Origin of the sequence: Hymenobacter cheonanensis (genome assembly GCF_030581075.1) — a bacterium.
In the GTDB taxonomy this organism is placed as follows: Bacteria; Bacteroidota; Bacteroidia; order Cytophagales; family Hymenobacteraceae; genus Hymenobacter.
The window spans coordinates 227,345-244,136 of record NZ_JAUQSW010000006.1 but is presented as its reverse complement, the minus strand read 5'-3'; the positions used below and the strand labels follow the sequence as shown (position 1 = coordinate 244,136).

Sequence of the window (16,792 nt, the reverse complement as noted above, 5' to 3'; positions counted from 1 at the left end):
GCAGGACTACTGGAAATCGGCCTCGTGGGTCGGGATAGCAACAGTTTCAAGTACCTCGCCGGTTTCGCGCAGGCGCAGGGCGGTGAGGCAGTAACCCTGGGCCGCGCCGGTATCGAGGTAAATAGTATTGGAAGCTTCCACGTACTCGGGCGCGTGGCTGGCGGTGGGCGTGTGGCCTACTACTTGCAGCAGTTCGAGGTTGCGCAGTGGCCCGCGCCGCCACAACACCCCGTCGTTGCTATTTGGGTCGAGCGGGTCAACTACGTCGGCAAAGCCGGCATGGGAGAATACGATATAGTCGTTGCGCCAGTACAACGGGCGTTGGCTCAGCCAGGCGGCGTGCTCGGCTAGCCAGGTGCGGTGCTGCTGGTATTGCTGCAAAGTGGCGCGCCCGCCCCAGCTTAGCCAGGCGCGGTACGGGCCATCGGGCCCCAGGTGTTCGGCCATGCCCCAGTCGTGGTTGCCTTGCAGAAAAATGGTTTTCTCCGGAAAATCCTGGCTGAGCTGGCGGCACAGCTCTACCACGGCGGGCGAGTAATTGCCGCGGTCCACGAGGTCGCCAAGCTGCACCAGGGTTTCCTCGGCGGGCCGCCAGTGCGTGAGCAGCTCGCGCAGCGTGTGCAGGCAGCCGTGGACGTCGCCGATTACGAAAAAATCCATAGGCTAGGCTATCTCGAACTTCAGCTAGTCGGCCAAAGTGCCCCTACTACGAGTTTTGGCTGGCAAAAGCTACGCTGCATCGGGCGGGGTGCCAGGCGGCCCGGTCGGCCGGCTCACCCCCAGCCAGCGCACCAGCGGCCCAATCGTAAGGCCTTGGCCAATAATGGAAAACACGACGATAACGTAGGTAATGCCCACCAGCAGCTCGCGCGGCGCCGAGGCCGGCAGGCTCAGGGCCAGCGCCACCGACAGGCCGCCGCGCAGCCCGCCCCAGGTCAGCACCGGCACGCTGCGGTGCGAGGGCGTAAACAAGCCGCTGCCGCGCAGCAGCACCAGCGGCAGCCACACCGACAGCAGCCGCGCCCCCAGCACCACTACTATCGCCGCTAGCCCCGCCCCAATTATGCGGCCCGTAATGGGCAGCACCAGCGCCTCCAGGCCCACCAACACAAATAGCACGGCATTGAGTACTTCATCTAGCAGCTCCCAAAACTTGTCCACGTAGTCCTGCGACTGCTCCGAGAGCATGCTGGCATTGCGGCTGAAATGGCCCACCAGCAGCCCGGCCACCACCATGGCCAGCGGGCCCGAGGTGTGCAGGCTGGCGGCCAGGGCCGTGCCGCCGGCCACCAGGGCTAGCGTCAGCAGCACTTCCACCTGGTAGTTGTCTATCGAGCGCAGCAGCCAGGCCGCGCTCAGGCCCAGGGCTGCCCCCAGCGCCACGCCGCCCCCGGCTTCCTGGGCAAATACGGCCAGGGCGTGGCTCAGCGTCACATCCTGCGGGCCTAGCTGCGCCATTTCGAGCAGCACCACAAACAGCACCACGCCCACGCCATCGTTGAACAGCGACTCGCCCACAATCTTAATTTCCAGGTCTTTGTCAATATTGGCCTTGGTCAGAATGCTGAGCACCGCCACCGGGTCGGTGGGCGAGATGAGGGCCCCAAACAGCAGGCAGTATACCAGCGGCGTAGGCAGCCCCAGCACCGGCAGCAGCCAGTACATGGCCCCGCCCACCAGCGCCACGCTCAGGAGCGTGCCCAGCAGCGCCAGCGTGCCCACCGACCAGCGCAGCCGCCCCAGCCGCCGGGTATCGACGTGGATGGAGCCGGCGAAGAGCAGAAAGCCCAGCATCACCTGCATCACAAGGGCGCTGAAATCGATTTTACCCACTACCCCGGCCAGCCGCACCACCGGCGTTGCGCCCAGCCGGGCCAGCCCCACCAGCCCCAGCGAGGTCACCAGCCCCAGCACCATCAGCCCAATGGCGGGGGGCATTTTAAGGAAGCGGTGATTGAGGTAGGCGAAGGCCGCCGCCAGTACTAGCAGCAGGGCTAGCGCATTGTATAAATCCATCAAAAAAAGCCGTAGGGGCTGCCAGTGCATACGCAGCCGGCCGCCCCCACGGTCAGAAACAAGCGGTGGGCCGGCCTAGCCGGCTAGCCCCGGCAGGGCGGCCAGCAGCCGCGTTAGCATCTCCTCCGTCACGTCGAGGTGCGTTACGAAGCGCACCCAGCTGCCGCCAAAGCCGCTGGCCCTGATGCCCTGCGCTTCGAGGCGGGCCAGGAAATCGGCCACCGTGAGGCGGCTTTCGTCGAGGCGGAAAATAACGAGGTTGGTTTCGGGCTCCAGAATTTCGGCCACGTAGGGCAGCGGGCGCAGCGCCCCGGCTAGCTGGGCGGCGCGGCGGTGGTCGTCGGCCAGGCGGGCCACGTTATTTTCCAGGGCATAAAGCCCGGCCGCGGCCAGGTAGCCCGCCTGCCGCCAGCCGCCGCCAAACAGCTTACGCAGGCGCTTGCAGCCGTTGATAAGCTCCTGCGCGCCCAGCAGCACCGAGCCCACCGGCGCGCCCAGCCCCTTGCTCAGGCACACCGAAATAGAGTCAAATAATTTTCCGTAGTCCTCGCTGCGCTGGCCGGTGGCCACGAGGGCGTTGAAGATGCGCGCCCCGTCGAGGTGCAGGGCTAGCCCCTGCTTTTTAGTAAAGGCCGCAATTTCCTTTAAATCCTCCCAGGCGTAGCAGCTGCCGCCGCCCCGGTTGTGGGTGTTTTCGAGGCACACGAGGCGGGTGGTGGGGTAGTGCACATTGCCCGCCGGGCGCACGGCGCCGGCCACCTGGCTGGCCGTGAGGCGGCCCCGCTCGCCGGGCAGCAGGGCCACCGAAGCGCGGGCGTGGTGCATAATGCCGCCCACTTCCCACAAGTACACGTGGGCCGTGGCTTCGCAGATAACCTCCGACACGGGCGCGCAGTGCGCCATGATAGCCAGCTGGTTAGTCATGGTGCCCGAGGGGCAAAACAGGCCGGCTTCCATGCCGAAGCGGGCGGCCAGGCTGGTTTCCAGCTCACGCACGGTGGGGTCTTCGTCGTACACGTCGTCGCCTACGGCGGCGGCTTGCATGGCGGCGAGCATGGCGGGAGTGGGGCGCGTCACGGTATCGGAGCGCAGGTCGATAATCGGCAGGGGAGAAGGAGCTAAAGCCAAGGGATTGAGCAAAAGGTTTGCGATTTCAAATGTAAAGCCTTATTTTTGCACCTCATTTGCCAGAAGTCCCCCCTAGAACTCTAATTGCCCCGAATATCATGTCCGTTACCCGTCTGAAGCGCAAGCACCGCAAAAACATTGCCCGTGCCAACAATGAAACGCGCAAAATCAAGAACTTGCTGCGTACGCCCGTGCTGAAGAACGTGGACCTGGACGAGCTGAAATCGCGTTTCACTACGTCGGCCCCTGCGGAGGCGGACGAAAAAAAAAAGCCTAGCGTAGCGGCCGAGGCGGCTAAGCCCGCCACTAAGGAAGAAGGCCTGCTGGCCAAAGCCGCCCACGCCGCCTCGGCCGCTGCCGACAAGGTGAAGCACCTGGCCGCCGATGCGGCCGATGCCGTAGCCCACAACAGCCTCGTGGAAAAAGCCACCGAAGCCGTGCAGGAAGCCGCCCACAACCTCGTGGAAGGCGCCAAGCACGCCCTCGAAAGCAAGAGCCCCGAAGAAAACCAGGCTACCGAAGCCAACCAGACCGGCAAGGAAGGCTTTGATGCCGCGGAGGCCGAGACCAAGCCCGTAACCGAAGATGGCCAGGCCGGCGAGCACCCCAAGCCCGAAATCGCGCTGTAAAGCAGCCAGGTTCTAAAACTTAAAAAAGCGTTTGGCCAGCCCGGCCGAACGCTTTTTTAATATCCTTCGGTGTCTAAAATGGCAGTGCGGGGACCCAGCTCCACGGCCTGCATGTCTACTACCTTGCCTTGGTCGATGCCGAAGCGCAGCAGGGTGCGCACCCTGTGAAAGCCGTGGCGGCCGGCCGCGCCGGGGTTCAGCGTAAGCAGCCCCAGCTTGGGGTCGGGCATAACCCGCAAAATGTGCGAGTGCCCGCACACAAACAGGCCGGGACGCACCTGGGCCAGCAGCTGCCGCGCGGCGGGGGCGTAGTGGCCCGGGTAGCCGCCGATGTGCGTCATGAGCACGTGCAGGCCCTCCACCCTGAAATCCTGCACCAGTGGCTCGGTGTAGCGGATGTCGGTGCCGTCGATGTTGCCGTACACGCCCCGGAAAGTAGGGGCCAGGGCCGTAAGCTGCAGCACCAGCTCCGACGAGCCGAAGTCGCCGGCGTGCCAGATTTCGTCGGCCCCGCGCAAATGGTGCGCAATGCGGGCATCGAAGTAGCCGTGGGTGTCTGAAAGGAGGGCGATGCGCGTCATAAGAAGTGCAAAGATGCAGCCGGGGCGGTGGGCACCGCGAAAAGCGGCTAGCCCGTATCTTGCGGCGCTTCCTCCCGTATGGGGCAGGTATTGGCACGGGCAATAGCTCACTCCCGCCGTTTTCTTTTGAATTACTTCCGATGAACGTCTTCATCAACGATGTGCCGCTGATTATTAAAAAGGTTAGCGACAAGGTGTACAAGCACAAATACGACCTCGTGCTCGGGGCCGACGACGAGTTTACCAGCAAAGACCTGGTGGGCGATGTGCTGGTGCGCGACGCCACCTCGGCCTTTCTTGACCGCCTGCTGCGGCTGATGGAAGTGAAAAAGCTGAAAAAGCTGAAAACACTGACCATGATGGCCCGCAAAAAAAGCAACCTTATTCTGCACCTCAAAGACCAGTTTAAGATTGCCAAGGCGGCCGGTGGCCTGGTCGTGAAAAACGGTCAGGTACTCATGATTTACCGCCTCGGCAAATGGGACTTGCCCAAGGGTAAGCTCAAAAGCGACGAAGACGTGGCCCTGGGCGCCATACGTGAGGTGGAAGAGGAATGCAACATCAAGGTAGAGCTGGGCGAAAAACTGCCCAGCACCTGGCATTCCTACGCCTACAAGGGCAATAAAATGCTCAAAAAGACGAGCTGGTTCGTGATGCAGTGCCTCGATGACTCGGTGATGCGCCCGCAAACTGAAGAATACATTGAAGAAGTGCGCTGGATGTCGCCCCAGGATGCACTAGCCCGCCTCGAAGAGTCTTACGCCTCCATCACCCTGGTAGTGCGCCACTACCTGAGCGAGATGGCCGGCAAACCCGCTAAAGCAACCTCCGATTAATGGCTGGTGGTGGGCAACAGCAGGTAGCGCGCTCTTATTTAAGGGCATTGCTGGTGGCCACCACTTGGTGGCTGGCGAGCTGCTCGGGCGCGCACGAGCCCACGCAAACGGCTAGCGCTACGGCACACGCGGCCGTGGCGCCTACCACCAATGTGCCGGCTTTGCTGAACAGCTCGATTGATGGGCTGCGCAGCCGCCTGGGCGCCGCCTACCCCTTGCCAGCGGGTTACCTCGACCCCCTATCGGTCGGCGTAGCCAGCACCGATTCGCTGCTGGCTTTTCGCACCGGCGGCCTGCAACTCGTAGCTACTTATAACGCCCACACCCGGCAAGTGCATGACTTGCTGGTGCTTGGCCAGCAGGAAGACAGCCTGATGGGGCGGGCTTCGCTACGCAGCAGCGCGCGCGACTACCTGGTGCTGCCCGTTTTCCGGCCCGATAACCCTAATCGTTTGCTAGGGCTGCGCGTAATCGCCACTGCTCCGCAGTAAAAGAATTATACTAGCCTCGTATAGAACGCATAAGTCCCCGCTGGCACGGCCAGCGGGGACTTATCGTTACCAGGGTGTGGGGGCGCGGCTAGGCCTCCACTGCCAGGCGGGGGGCGCCGGCCAGCAGGTCGGCCGTGGCATACTCGGCGTACTTCTCAAAGTTTTTCACGAATTTTTCGGCCAGGCTCGCGGCCGTGCGGTCGTAGGCTTCTTTGTCAGCCCAGGTATTGCGCGGGTCCAGAATTTCGGCGGGCACGCCGGGCACGGCGCCGGGCACGGCCACCCCGAAAACCGGGTGCGTCCTGAACTGCACCTCGCTGAGCACGCCCGACAGGGCAGCCGTAATCATGGTGCGGGTGTAACTCAGCTTCATGCGGTGGCCGGTGCCGTAGGCGCCGCCCGTCCAGCCGGTATTGATGAGCCAGACGTTTATTTCCGGGTTTTCCTCCAGCTGGCGGCCTAGCATCTCGGCGTAGCGCGTAGGGTGCAGGGGCAGAAAGACCTGGCCGAAGCAGGCCGAAAACGTAGTTTGCGGCTCCGTAATGCCCATCTCGGTGCCGGCTACCTTAGCCGTGTAGCCCGACATGAAGTGGTACATGGCGTGGCTCTTATCGAGCCGGCTGATGGGTGGCAACACCCCAAAGGCATCGGCCGTGAGGAAGAAAATATTTTTCGGCGCGCCCGCCACCGAAGGCTCTATTGCATTGGGAATGAAGCTGATGGGATAGGCCGTGCGCGTGTTTTCGGTCACGCTCTTGTTGGCGTAGTCTACGGTGTGGGTGCCGGGCACAAAGCGCGTGTTTTCGACAATGGAGCCGAAGCGAATGGCATTCCAGATTTCGGGCTCCTTAGTAGCCGACAGGTCGATGACCTTGGCGTAGCAGCCGCCCTCAAAGTTGAAAATACCGCCCTCGCCGGGCAGCCAGCCGTGCTCATCATCACCGATAAGGCCGCGGTTGGGGTCGGTAGAGAGCGTCGTTTTGCCCGTGCCCGAAAGGCCAAAGAAAATAGCCGTGTCGCCGGCCTCGCCCACGTTGGCCGAGCAGTGCATGGACAGGGTATCGTGCTGGTGGGGCAGCAGGTAATTGAGCACCCCAAAAATGCCCTTTTTCATCTCGCCCGCGTAGCCCGTGCCGCCAATGAGGATGAGCTTGCGGGTAAAGTCGATGATGGCGAAGTTCTTCTGGCGAGTGCCATCCACGCTAGGGTCGGCCTCGAAGCCGGGGGCGCAGATGATGCTGAAGTCGGGCATCCAAGAAGTGTCTGCGCCAGTAGCGGGGCGCAGAAACATGTTGTAGCAGAACAGGTTGTGCCAAGCCAATTCGTTTACCACGCGCAGCTTGAGCTGGGTAGCGGGGTGCGCCCCGGCGTAGGCATCGCGCACAAAAATTTCCTTGTCGGCGAGGTAAGCCACCATTTTCTGGTGCAGCTGCTCAAACTTGGCCGGGTCGAAGGCAATGTTGATGTCGCCCCACCACACGCTGTCTTCGGTGTTGGCATCGCGCACTACGAAGCGGTCTTTGGGCGAGCGGCCCGTGAAGGCGCCGGTGTCGGCCATGAGCGCGCCGGTGTCGGTGAGTGTGCCTTCACCCCGCCGCAACGCATGCTCGACCAGGGCGGCCGGCGGTAGGTTGAGGTGGGCGAGGGTGGGGGCCTGCGGGAAGCCTAGCGAGGCCAGGCGGGTAGCGACAGCTTTTTGGTCTGCCATGTAAAAAGAACGAAAAAATGGGTGGGAGGAGAGTGAAATCGTGCCACAAAGGTAGTTCAGGCGCGGAAATTTCGGCCGCAAACGTTTGCGGAAATCAACTTCGCGCCATTTTTTAAAAATACAGTAAGTGCTATGCTTTGAAGAAAATTCTCGGTTAGCGCCACTATCGGGCTCTCAAAAGTGGGCTAGCTAAGCCTGCTCATCCTGGGTTTGGGGCTGGCTAGCCCTACCTGTAAGCTTAGAGCCAGCTAGGCCTTCGTCGGGCTATTACCCAAAGTTTTCTTAGCTTTACCCACCCCCAACCCAGCGCGGCAGGGGGTATTTTCTTTTTTCTTCTTTTTCCCCTTCGTTACCTGCATGCAACCTGCTACCGCCAGCCTGCGCCCGCAACCGCCCCAAACGGCCTCGGGCAGCCACCCGCGCGGCCTTTACCTCTTGTTTGCCACCGAGATGTGGGAACGCTTCAGCTACTACGGCATGCGCGCCGTGCTGGTGCTGTTCCTTACCAAGGCCATGATGATGGACAAGGCGTTCGCGTCGAAGTTCTACGGTGGCTACACAAGCCTGGTGTACCTCACGCCGCTCATCGGGGGCTTTATTTCCGACCGTTACTGGGGCAACCGGCGCTCCATTACGGTGGGTGGCCTGCTGATGGCCATCGGGCAGTTTACGCTCTTCTTTTCGGCCAGCAACTACGGGCCCGCCAGCACTCACCAGCTTAGCCACTGGCTGCTCTATGCGGGCTTGGGCACCATGATTGTGGGCAATGGCTTCTTCAAGCCCAATATTTCGAGCATGGTCGGCTCGCTCTACTCGCCCACCGATACGCGCAAGGATGCTGCCTACACCATCTTTTACATGGGTATCAACCTGGGCTCATTTATCGGCAACACCATTACCAGCCTTATCGGCGATACCGGGCACCCCGGCGATTTCCGTTGGGCCTTCCTGGCCTGTGGCATCGCCATGCTGCTCGGTACGGCCGTTTTCAACTGGGGCAAGGGCAAATACCTGCACACGCCCGAAGGCGAGCAGGTGGGCCTGACGCCGGTGCACTCGGGCGGCGTAAAGGGAGTTTATGCGCTGCTGCCGGTATTGCTAGCCCTGGTACTGGGCATTTTGTGGCTCGATTCGGCCATGTTTCCCACTATTGCGCCGCTGCTGGGTATTGCGCTGGTCGCCATTATCTATATGATTTTCAGCGATAAGTCACTGAGCGGCGCCGATGTACAGGGCATTATGGTCATCTTCATCGTATCCTTCTTCGTGGTCTTCTTCTGGGCGGCGTTCGAGCAGGCGCCCGCCTCGCTCACCTTCTTCGCCGATGAGCAGATGGACCGCACCATTTTCGGTATTACGCTGCCCGCCAGCATCTTCCAAAACCTGAATGCTATTTTCGTAGTGGCCGGCGCGCCGCTCATGGCCATGGTCTGGACGGCCCTGGGCAAGCGCGGCGCCGAGCCCGCTTCGCCCGTTAAGATGGCAATGGGACTAGCCTTGCTGGCCGCCGGCTACCTCGTGATGTGCTTCGGGGTGCACAACCTGCAGCCCGGCGTTAAGGTGAGCATGTTTTTCCTGGTAGCGCTCTATTTCCTGCACTCGGCCGGCGAGCTTTGCCTGTCGCCCATTGGCTTGTCGCTGGTAAATAAGCTGGCCCCGGCCAAGTTTGCCTCCTTACTGATGGCCGTCTGGTTTCTGGCCAATGCCGCCGCCAACTACCTGGCCGGCTACATGAGCAGCCTCTACCCCGACCCTAAATCGACGGCACCCGCGCCCACTGTGCTAGGGTTCCACATCACCAATCTCTACGATTTCTTCATGGTGTTTGTCGTATCGGCCGCGGTGGCCGCTGGCATCCTATTTCTCATCAGCGGCCGCCTGGCTAAGATGATGGATGCCCGCAATTATCCTGCTCCCGCTCCGCAGGCTTAAAAGTTAGCCCAACAAAAAGCCCCGCCGGACATTGTCCAGCGGGGCTTTTTTGTGGGCTAGTCGACTCAGCAAAATCTGTTGAATCAACCGTACTCTGCGGTCTACATCATGCCGCCCATGCCACCCATACCGCCCATGCCACCATCGCCATGGCCGCCAGCGGCTTCCTTCGGCTCAGGCTCGTCCGAGATAACGGCTTCGGTCGTCAGCAACAAGCCGGCGATAGAAGCAGCGTTCTCGAGCGCCAGGCGGGTTACTTTGGTCGGGTCGATGATGCCAGCGGCCGTCATGTTCTCGTAGCGGTCCTCGCGGGCGTTGTAGCCAAAGTCGCCTTTGCCTTCGCGCACTTTCTGCACTACTACCGAGCCTTCGCCACCGGCGTTGGCCACGATGGTGCGCAGGGGCGCTTCGAGGGCCGTGCGCACGATTTGTACACCGGTTTTCTCGTCGCTGTTGTGAGTTTCCACAGCGTCAAGAGCTTCGATAGCGCGCACCAGGGCCACGCCACCGCCGGGTACCACGCCTTCCTCAACGGCGGCGCGGGTAGCGTGCAGGGCATCGTCAACGCGGTCTTTCTTCTCTTTCATTTCTACCTCAGTGCTGGCACCGATGTAGAGGATGGCTACACCGCCGCTCAACTTGGCCAGGCGCTCTTGCAGCTTCTCTTTGTCGTAGTCCGAGGTGGTAGTTTCCATCTGGGCCTTAATCTGGTTCACGCGGGCGGTGATATCCTCTTTCTGGCCTTTGCCATTGACGATGGTCGTGTTGTCCTTGTCAATGATGATTTTCTCAGCGGTGCCGAGGTAATCGAGGGTAGCGTTCTCCAGCTTGTAGCCGCGCTCTTCCGAAATTACCGTACCACCCGTGAGAGTAGCGATGTCTTCGAGCATGGCCTTGCGGCGGTCGCCGAAGCCAGGAGCCTTTACAGCCGCGATTTTCAGCGAGCCGCGCAGCTTGTTTACTACGAGCGTGGCCAGGGCCTCGCCGTCAACGTCTTCCGAGATAATGAGCAGCGGCTTGCCGGTCTGAAGCACTTGCTCCAACACGGGCAGCAGCTCCTTCATGGTGCTCACTTTCTTGTCGTAGATGAGGATGTAGGGGTTCTCGAACTCCGTCTCCATCTTCTCGGGGTTGGTCACGAAGTAGGGCGACAGGTAGCCGCGGTCGAACTGCATGCCTTCTACCGTTTTCACTTCGGTCTCGGTGCCACGGGCTTCTTCTACCGTGATAACACCTTCTTTGCCAACCTTATCCATAGCGTCGGCAATCATTTTGCCGATTTCCGCGTCGTTGTTGGCCGAGATAGTACCAACCTGCGCGATTTCGGCGCTGTTGGCAATCGGCTTCGACTGAGCCTTCAGGTTGGCAACCACGGCAATTACTGCCTTGTCGATGCCACGCTTGAGGTCCATCGGGTTAGCGCCGGCAGCTACGTTTTTCGAGCCAGCGGTGTAGATGGCCTGGGCCAGTACGGTAGCAGTCGTGGTGCCGTCGCCGGCCTGGTCGGCCGTCTTGCTAGCCACTTCCTTCACAAGCTGGGCGCCCATGTTCTCGATGGGGTCGCGCAGCTCAATTTCTTTCGCTACCGTTACGCCGTCCTTCGTGATGGAAGGAGCACCGAACTTCTTGTCGATGATAACGTTGCGACCTTTCGGGCCGAGGGTTACTTTAACGGCGTTGGCGAGTTTATCGACGCCCCGCTTCAGGCGGTCGCGGCCTTCGGTGTCAAATTGGATGTTCTTAGCCATTGGGTGGTTAAGTGGTAGGTTAGGTTGATGTTAAGTGGAAAACCGGCTTAGAGAACCGCCAGGATATCCTTTTCCTGCATAATGAGGTAGTCCTCGCCATCTAGGGTGATTTCCGTACCGGTCCACTTGCCGTACAGAACCTGGTCGCCTACTTTCACCTCGGGCTTGATAACGGTGCCGTTATCCGACGTTTTGCCTTCGCCTACGGCTACTACTTCGCCACGCTGGGGCTTTTCCTTGGCAGTGTCGGGGATGATGATGCCAGATTTGGTGGTGGCTTCGGCGGCGGCGGCCTTAATGACTACGCGGTCGGCTAGCGGTTTAATGCTCAGTGCCATTGGTTGAAATGGGAAATGGAGGTGTGGGGTGTCAAAGAAGTGGGGAACTTCTGCGCCGCGAAGGACACGAAATGTGCCAACCGCCGAAACCTGACAGAATGCGCGCCCCAACTAGCCGGATTGGCAGAAGCACAGCCGCTAGCCTGCCCAAACCGGCATAAAAGCAACAAGCCAGCGACCCCGCTTGAAACGGGCACCGCTGGCTTGTTAGGAAATTCGAAGCAGTATTTACCCTACTTAGCCGACTGCGGAGCCGGAGCCGGGATAGTAGAAGGCTGCGCGGCTGGCGCCGTCGGCGCAGAGGCGGGGGCGGCCGGAGCAGCAGGCACCACGGCGCGCTGTGCAGCCTGCTGGTTGATGCTGCGCGCGGGGCCCACGCTGCTGCCGCCGATGATGTGCGTGGCCAGGGTCAGGATAATCAACCCCACGGCGAAGCCCCAGGTTAGTTTCTCAAGCAAGTCGCCCGTGCGCTTCACGCCCATGAGGTTAGCTGCGCCGCCCGCGCCAAACTGGCTGCTGAGGCCGCCGCCTTTGGGGTTTTGAGCCAGCACCACGAGGGCTAGCAGAAAGCAAATGAGCAGGATGAAAATGACGAGAAAAAGGTACATGGGAAAAAGTAAAAGCTACGCTGAAGGGCGCAAAGATTCAATTTGGGCTACAAAGTACGCCATTTTTTCTGGCTGTTTCACCATAAGGCGCTCATAAACTGCGATGGCGCGGTCAATTTTGCCCTGTCGGGCCAGAATTTTAGCCAAGCTTTCGGAGGCCAAATCGGGCTCGGCCCGGGTGCTGCGCACCGATAGGTCGGCCTGCGCATCGGGTTCGGGCGCGCTGGGCAGCGGGGCCGTGCGGCGGCGCGTGGGCGCGGGCGCCCGCTGCAAGAAGCTGTTTATCAAGTCGAGCGAGCTGGGCTTGGGCTGCGCAGGCGCTTGGTGGACAGCTAGGTGCGCCAGGAGCAAGGCATCGGGCGCAAAGAACTCGTCGGCGGGCGGTAAGCTCGCGCCTGGTATTGCCTCGGAGCTGGCAGCTGCCACTAAACCGAAGCCCAGGCGGCTGCCTTCGCTAGGGGCGTAGCAAACATCGGCCAAGCCATTGAAGGCGGGTAATAGCGGCGTGGCTGGGGCACTAGTTATAAGTGCAGGCGCGCTAGCCTCCTCCAGCCCGGGCAGGCGGTAGGCCATAATCTCGGCTGGCTCTTCAGGGGCCAGGCCAAATTCGAAGCGGGCTACCTCGGCCTCGGCTGGTGGCCGGATGGGCGGGGCCTGCGGCGGCAGCTCGGTTTCTATTTCTGCCTCTGGCTGGGGCGCAGCTGGGGTTGGTTCTGGTTGAGCAGCTGCTTCGGGCGCTGGGCTTAGCACAGGTGCTGGCTCGGGCGCCAGTGGTTCGATTACCTGGTCAGGCTTGTCTTCCAGTAACGCTGTGGGGCTGGCTGCAACCTGCTCATTAGCAGCGAAAAGCTCTTGCTCGGCCAGAGGCTCGCTCACGTGGGCCAGGGCCGCCGCTGGCAGCTGCGAGCTGGTTCCTGCATCGGCCTGGGCCTCAACGGCAACCGGGGGCGCTAGCTGCTCGGCCGGGGCCGGCAGCTCGATAAGCTGGCGCAGCCGGGTGCGGTCGGCGGCGTAGGTGGCGGCGCGGCGCAGGCGCTGGCCGGCCAGCATCGAGCCCTGGTCGTGCGCGGCCTTGGCCAGCAGCAGGTGCGCCGTTTGGCAGTACGGAAACGCTTCGGCCAGCTGCTCCAGCGCGCGCACGTCGGCCCCGGTGAGGGCCGTGGGGTGGGCTAGCAACTGTAAAAGCGTGGCGCGGGTCATAGAAAAAAGAAGGGCAGCGTCGTTGAAAGGGCGCGCTTTGGGCCCGCAACATTACGGCAAAGGAGGCAGAATAGCGCGCCAGGGGCTAGTGCGGCCGCCGCGGCTACCAGTTGGCTACCGACTTGTTGAACATGTCGCTGATGATGTTACGCGTGATTTCGCGCACCGAATTAAGGTCGTTGTTCACGGTCGCAATGTCCTGCGTCGAGGCGAAGTCCTTCTGGCTCTGAAAGGTCTGCTCGAAATCCTGCTTGGTATTCTTGGTGTTGGTGAAGCGTAGCTGCACCTGGATGGTGAGGCGGTTGGCGCCGGCGCCGGGCAGGCCGCCGGTTTGCTGAATCTGAGCCGGCGCAAAGTCGTAGGCCGCAATGTTGCCCTCAAATTGCAGGTCGCCATCGCGCGGCACCAGCTTCAGCGTGGTGTTGCGTTGAAAATAGTCCTTAATATCCTCCGTGAAGCGCTGCGAGAGATAAGCCGGCGCGTTGGGCGCGCTGTTCTGGAACGTCTGAATCGAAATCGTTTTCACCGACGGGTCGATGTTGGTGCCGTTGAAGGAGTAGATGCCGCAGCCGCTGGCTAGCAGCAGGGCGGGCAGCGCTAGCAGGCCCAGCGCCCGGCGGCGCGTGCAGTTAAGCCGATTCGAGGTCATATTGCTTGAGCTTGCGGTAGAGGGTACGCTCCGAGATGCCCAGGTCCTGGGCGGCGTACTTGCGCTTGTTGTGGTGCTTTTTCAAGGCCTTGAGAATCATCTCTTTCTCAATGGCGTCGAGCGAGAGCGTCTCTTCCTCCGTTTCGTGCGAGATGTCCTCGGTCTGGTCGATGTCGTCTTCGTCGGCGTAGGGGCTGGCGGCCGATACATCGACCCGCAGTGGCGCGGCGGGGCTAGCGGGCAGGTAGTAGCCCGCGCCGGCTTCGGCCGGGTTTTCGGGGCCAGGATAGGGTGAGGCTTCGTTTAAGTTGTTGAACAGGTGGCTGTTCTGGCGCAGCAACTCCTGGGTGTCGGCGGCGGCGGGGCGGTTGCCGGTGGCCAGCTCCAGCACCACCTTTTTGAGGTCAGTCATGTCGCGGCGCATGTCGAAGAGCAGCCGGTACAGGATGTCACGCTCCGAGTACGAGCCAAAATCACCACCGCTAGCCCCGTGGCCGGGCAAAAGGGCCGGTAGTTGCGAGGTTTGGGCGGCGGGGAGGTAAGTGGCTAAGCGGGTAGCATCGACCTCGCGCTCCATCTCCAGCACCGAAATCTGCTCGGCCAGGTTCTTGAGCTGGCGGATGTTGCCGGGGAAGCGAAAGCGCGTAAGCAGCCGCACCGCGTCGGGCGTGAGGCTGATGGGCTTCACGCGGTGCTTCTCCGAAAAATCAGCGGTAAACTTGCGGAATAACAAGTAGATATCATCGCCGCGCTCACGCAAAGGTGGAACCGTGATGGGCACCGTATTAAGGCGGTAATACAGGTCTTCGCGAAACTTGCCGGCCTGCACGCGGTCGAGCAAATTGACATTGGTGGCGGCTACTACGCGCACATCCGTCTTCTGCACCTTGCTGCTGCCCACGCGGATAAACTCGCCGTTTTCGAGCACGCGCAGCAGGCGGGCCTGGGTACCGAGCGGCATCTCGGCAATCTCATCCAGGAAGATGGTGCCGCCGTCGGTGACCTCAAAGTAGCCCTTGCGCGCCTCGTTAGCCCCCGTAAAGGCGCCCTTCTCGTGGCCGAACAGCTCCGAGTCGATGGTACCCTCCGGAATGGCGCCGCAGTTGATGGCAATGAACTGCCCGTGCTTGCGGGGCGAGAGCGCGTGGATAATCTTGGAAAACGACTCCTTGCCCGACCCGCTCTCACCGGTGATGAGCACGGTCATATCGGTGGGTGCCACCTGCGTAGCCACCTGAATGGCGTAGTTGAGCGCCGGCGCGTTGCCGATAATGCCGAAGCGCTGCTTGATGGATTGAATTTCTTGATTTGTCAAGGCAAATGCTATTTAATGGCGTTGCGAACGTGCGCGAAACTTTCGAATCAGCACGAAAAGCAGCGCGCCGCCTATCAGTGATAGATAAAACCACCCTAGCCAGCCTATTTCTACGGAGATTATCTGCATGGCCAGGGCCTAGCCAATGGCTTCCCCAATGAGTGAACCGCCCGTGTTGGTATGCACAAGTACGTTAACGTAGTCGCCCTTCTGGAAATTACCCTTGGGGAAAATTACGACCTGGTTCTGGCTGTTGCGGCCGCTAAGGTCGTCTTTCGAGCGCTTTGAGAAATTCTCGACCAACACCTGGTGCACGCGGCCCACGCCGCGCTCGTAGCGGGCGCGGCTGTGCGCCTGCTGGCGGTCGATGATTTCCTGGAGGCGGCGCTTTTTGACTTCCAGCGGCACATCGTCTTCGAGCTTGCGGGCGGCCAGGGTGCCGGGGCGCTCGGAGTAGAAAAACATGTAGGCCATGTCGTACTGCACGTGGTCGAGCAGGCTGAGCGTATCCTGGTGTTCTGCTTCGGTTTCGGAGCAAAAGCCGGCAATCATGTCGGTCGAGATGGCGCAGTCATCGCCCAGGATGCGGCGCACGGCGGCCACGCGGTCCTCGTACCAGGCACGGTCGTAGGTGCGGTTCATCAGCTCCAGCACGCGCGAGTTGCCGCTTTGGGCGGGCAAGTGCAGGTACTTGCAAATGTTGTCGTAGCGCGCCATGGTGTGCAGCACCTCGTCGGTAATATCCTTGGGGTGCGAGGTCGAGAAGCGCACCCGCAATTCGGGGCTGATGAGGGCCACGCGCTCCAGCAGCTGCGCGAAGTTGACGCGCTCGGTGCCGTCTTCGCTAGCCCACTTGTAGCTGTCCACATTCTGGCCCAGCAGGGTAACTTCTTTGTAGCCAGCGGCCACTAAGTCGCGGGCTTCTTGTACAATGCTGTGGGCATCGCGGCTGCGCTCGCGCCCGCGGGTGAAGGGCACCACGCAAAACGAGCACATATTATCGCAGCCGCGCATGATGCTGATGAAGGCCGACACGCCGTTCGAGTTCAGGCGCACGGGCGTGATGTCGGCGTAGGTTTCCTCGCGGCTCAGCAGCACGTTCACGGCCTTTTGGCCGCCATCGACCTGGGCAATGAGCTGGGGCAAATCGCGGTAGGCATCGGGGCCAACTACAAGGTCCACGATTTTTTCTTCCTCCAAGAACTTGCTTTTCAGGCGCTCGGCCATGCAGCCGAGCACGCCCACCAGCATGCCGGGCTTACGCTTCTTGTGCGAGTTGATTTGTTTGAGGCGCATGCGCACGGTTTGCTCGGCCTTCTCCCGAATGGAGCAGGTATTGAGCAGCACGAGGTCGGCCACGGCCACGTCTTCCGTGGTGTCAAACCCTTCAGCGGCCAGGATGCTGGACACGATTTCGGAATCGGAGAAATTCATCTGGCAGCCGTAGCTCTCGATGTAGAGCTTGCGAGCACCGCCGGTGCGGGTAGCGGCGCTCACGCGCACGTCGGTGGCTGGGGCGGCCGCCTCGGCAGCCGGCGCCTTATCGAGAAAATCTAACGTAATGAGCGGTTGGGACATAGCAGGCAGGCACCTTAGCCGGGTGCGCGGCAAGC

At 61.3% G+C, this 16,792-nt stretch carries 16 protein-coding genes; 4 read left to right on the top strand and 12 right to left on the bottom strand.

Features of this window, described 5'->3' with window-relative positions:
• Window positions 1-6: 6 nt before the first annotated feature.
• The 3 genes from Q5H89_RS13595 to Q5H89_RS13585 form a co-directional block, all read right to left on the bottom strand.
• A complete protein-coding gene (locus Q5H89_RS13595; RefSeq protein WP_305019872.1) occupies window positions 7-660 on the bottom strand; it encodes a metallophosphoesterase in 654 nt (217 codons plus the stop codon).
• 69 nt (window positions 661-729) lie between these two features.
• A complete protein-coding gene (locus Q5H89_RS13590) occupies window positions 730-2,016 on the bottom strand; it encodes a cation:proton antiporter (RefSeq protein ID WP_305019871.1) in 1,287 nt (428 codons plus the stop codon).
• Between the two features lie 75 nt (window positions 2,017-2,091).
• Window positions 2,092-3,144 (bottom strand): threonine aldolase family protein, encoded by a 1,053-nt coding sequence (locus tag Q5H89_RS13585; RefSeq protein WP_305019870.1) that lies wholly within the window; start codon window positions 3,142-3,144, stop codon window positions 2,092-2,094.
• A 98-nt stretch (window positions 3,145-3,242) separates the two neighbouring features.
• On the opposite strand from Q5H89_RS13585, the gene Q5H89_RS13580 reads away from it, so the two are divergent.
• Window positions 3,243-3,773 carry a hypothetical protein gene (locus Q5H89_RS13580; RefSeq protein WP_305019949.1) on the top strand — a complete coding sequence of 177 codons (531 nt, stop codon included), beginning with the start codon at window positions 3,243-3,245 and terminating at the stop codon, window positions 3,771-3,773.
• A gap of 56 nt (window positions 3,774-3,829) precedes the next feature.
• Here Q5H89_RS13580 and Q5H89_RS13575 read toward each other — a convergent pair whose 3' ends face one another.
• Window positions 3,830-4,354, bottom strand: a complete 525-nt coding sequence (locus tag Q5H89_RS13575; RefSeq protein ID WP_305019869.1) for a metallophosphoesterase family protein — start codon at window positions 4,352-4,354, stop codon at window positions 3,830-3,832.
• 140 nt (window positions 4,355-4,494) lie between these two features.
• On the opposite strand from Q5H89_RS13575, the gene Q5H89_RS13570 reads away from it, so the two are divergent.
• Both Q5H89_RS13570 and Q5H89_RS13565 read left to right on the top strand, forming a co-directional pair.
• Window positions 4,495-5,190 carry an NUDIX hydrolase gene (locus Q5H89_RS13570; protein ID WP_305019868.1) on the top strand — a complete coding sequence of 232 codons (696 nt, stop codon included), beginning with the start codon at window positions 4,495-4,497 and terminating at the stop codon, window positions 5,188-5,190.
• A 53-nt stretch (window positions 5,191-5,243) separates the two neighbouring features.
• Window positions 5,244-5,681 (top strand): hypothetical protein, encoded by a 438-nt coding sequence (locus Q5H89_RS13565; RefSeq protein WP_305019867.1) that lies wholly within the window; start codon window positions 5,244-5,246, stop codon window positions 5,679-5,681.
• A gap of 88 nt (window positions 5,682-5,769) precedes the next feature.
• Here the strand turns inward: Q5H89_RS13565 and pckA are convergent, their stop codons facing one another.
• Window positions 5,770-7,389, bottom strand: a complete 1,620-nt coding sequence (gene pckA / locus Q5H89_RS13560) for a phosphoenolpyruvate carboxykinase (ATP) (protein WP_305019866.1) — start codon at window positions 7,387-7,389, stop codon at window positions 5,770-5,772.
• Window positions 7,390-7,746: 357 nt separating this feature from the next.
• Between pckA and Q5H89_RS13555 the strand changes: the two genes are divergently transcribed.
• Complete coding sequence (locus Q5H89_RS13555; RefSeq protein WP_305019865.1) at window positions 7,747-9,321, top strand: peptide MFS transporter; 1,575 nt, start codon at window positions 7,747-7,749, stop codon at window positions 9,319-9,321.
• A 101-nt stretch (window positions 9,322-9,422) separates the two neighbouring features.
• Here Q5H89_RS13555 and groL read toward each other — a convergent pair whose 3' ends face one another.
• The 7 genes from groL to miaB form a co-directional block, all read right to left on the bottom strand.
• Window positions 9,423-11,069, bottom strand: a complete 1,647-nt coding sequence (gene groL / locus Q5H89_RS13550; RefSeq protein WP_305019864.1) for a chaperonin GroEL — start codon at window positions 11,067-11,069, stop codon at window positions 9,423-9,425.
• Between the two features lie 47 nt (window positions 11,070-11,116).
• Complete coding sequence (groES, locus tag Q5H89_RS13545; RefSeq protein ID WP_305019863.1) at window positions 11,117-11,407, bottom strand: co-chaperone GroES; 291 nt, start codon at window positions 11,405-11,407, stop codon at window positions 11,117-11,119.
• A 233-nt stretch (window positions 11,408-11,640) separates the two neighbouring features.
• Window positions 11,641-12,015, bottom strand: coding sequence for a preprotein translocase subunit SecG (secG, locus tag Q5H89_RS13540; RefSeq protein WP_305019862.1), 375 nt, complete (start codon window positions 12,013-12,015; stop codon window positions 11,641-11,643).
• 15 nt (window positions 12,016-12,030) lie between these two features.
• Complete coding sequence (locus Q5H89_RS13535; RefSeq protein ID WP_305019861.1) at window positions 12,031-13,215, bottom strand: hypothetical protein; 1,185 nt, start codon at window positions 13,213-13,215, stop codon at window positions 12,031-12,033.
• Window positions 13,216-13,318: 103 nt separating this feature from the next.
• Window positions 13,319-13,864, bottom strand: a complete 546-nt coding sequence (locus Q5H89_RS13530; protein WP_305019860.1) for an LptE family protein — start codon at window positions 13,862-13,864, stop codon at window positions 13,319-13,321.
• Window positions 13,845-15,179 (bottom strand): sigma-54 interaction domain-containing protein, encoded by a 1,335-nt coding sequence (locus Q5H89_RS13525; RefSeq protein ID WP_305019859.1) that lies wholly within the window; start codon window positions 15,177-15,179, stop codon window positions 13,845-13,847. The genes Q5H89_RS13530 and Q5H89_RS13525 overlap by 20 nt, the downstream gene beginning before the upstream one ends.
• 138 nt (window positions 15,180-15,317) lie before the next feature.
• Window positions 15,318-16,757, bottom strand: coding sequence for a tRNA (N6-isopentenyl adenosine(37)-C2)-methylthiotransferase MiaB (miaB, locus tag Q5H89_RS13520; protein WP_305019858.1), 1,440 nt, complete (start codon window positions 16,755-16,757; stop codon window positions 15,318-15,320).
• Window positions 16,758-16,792: the final 35 nt, after the last annotated feature.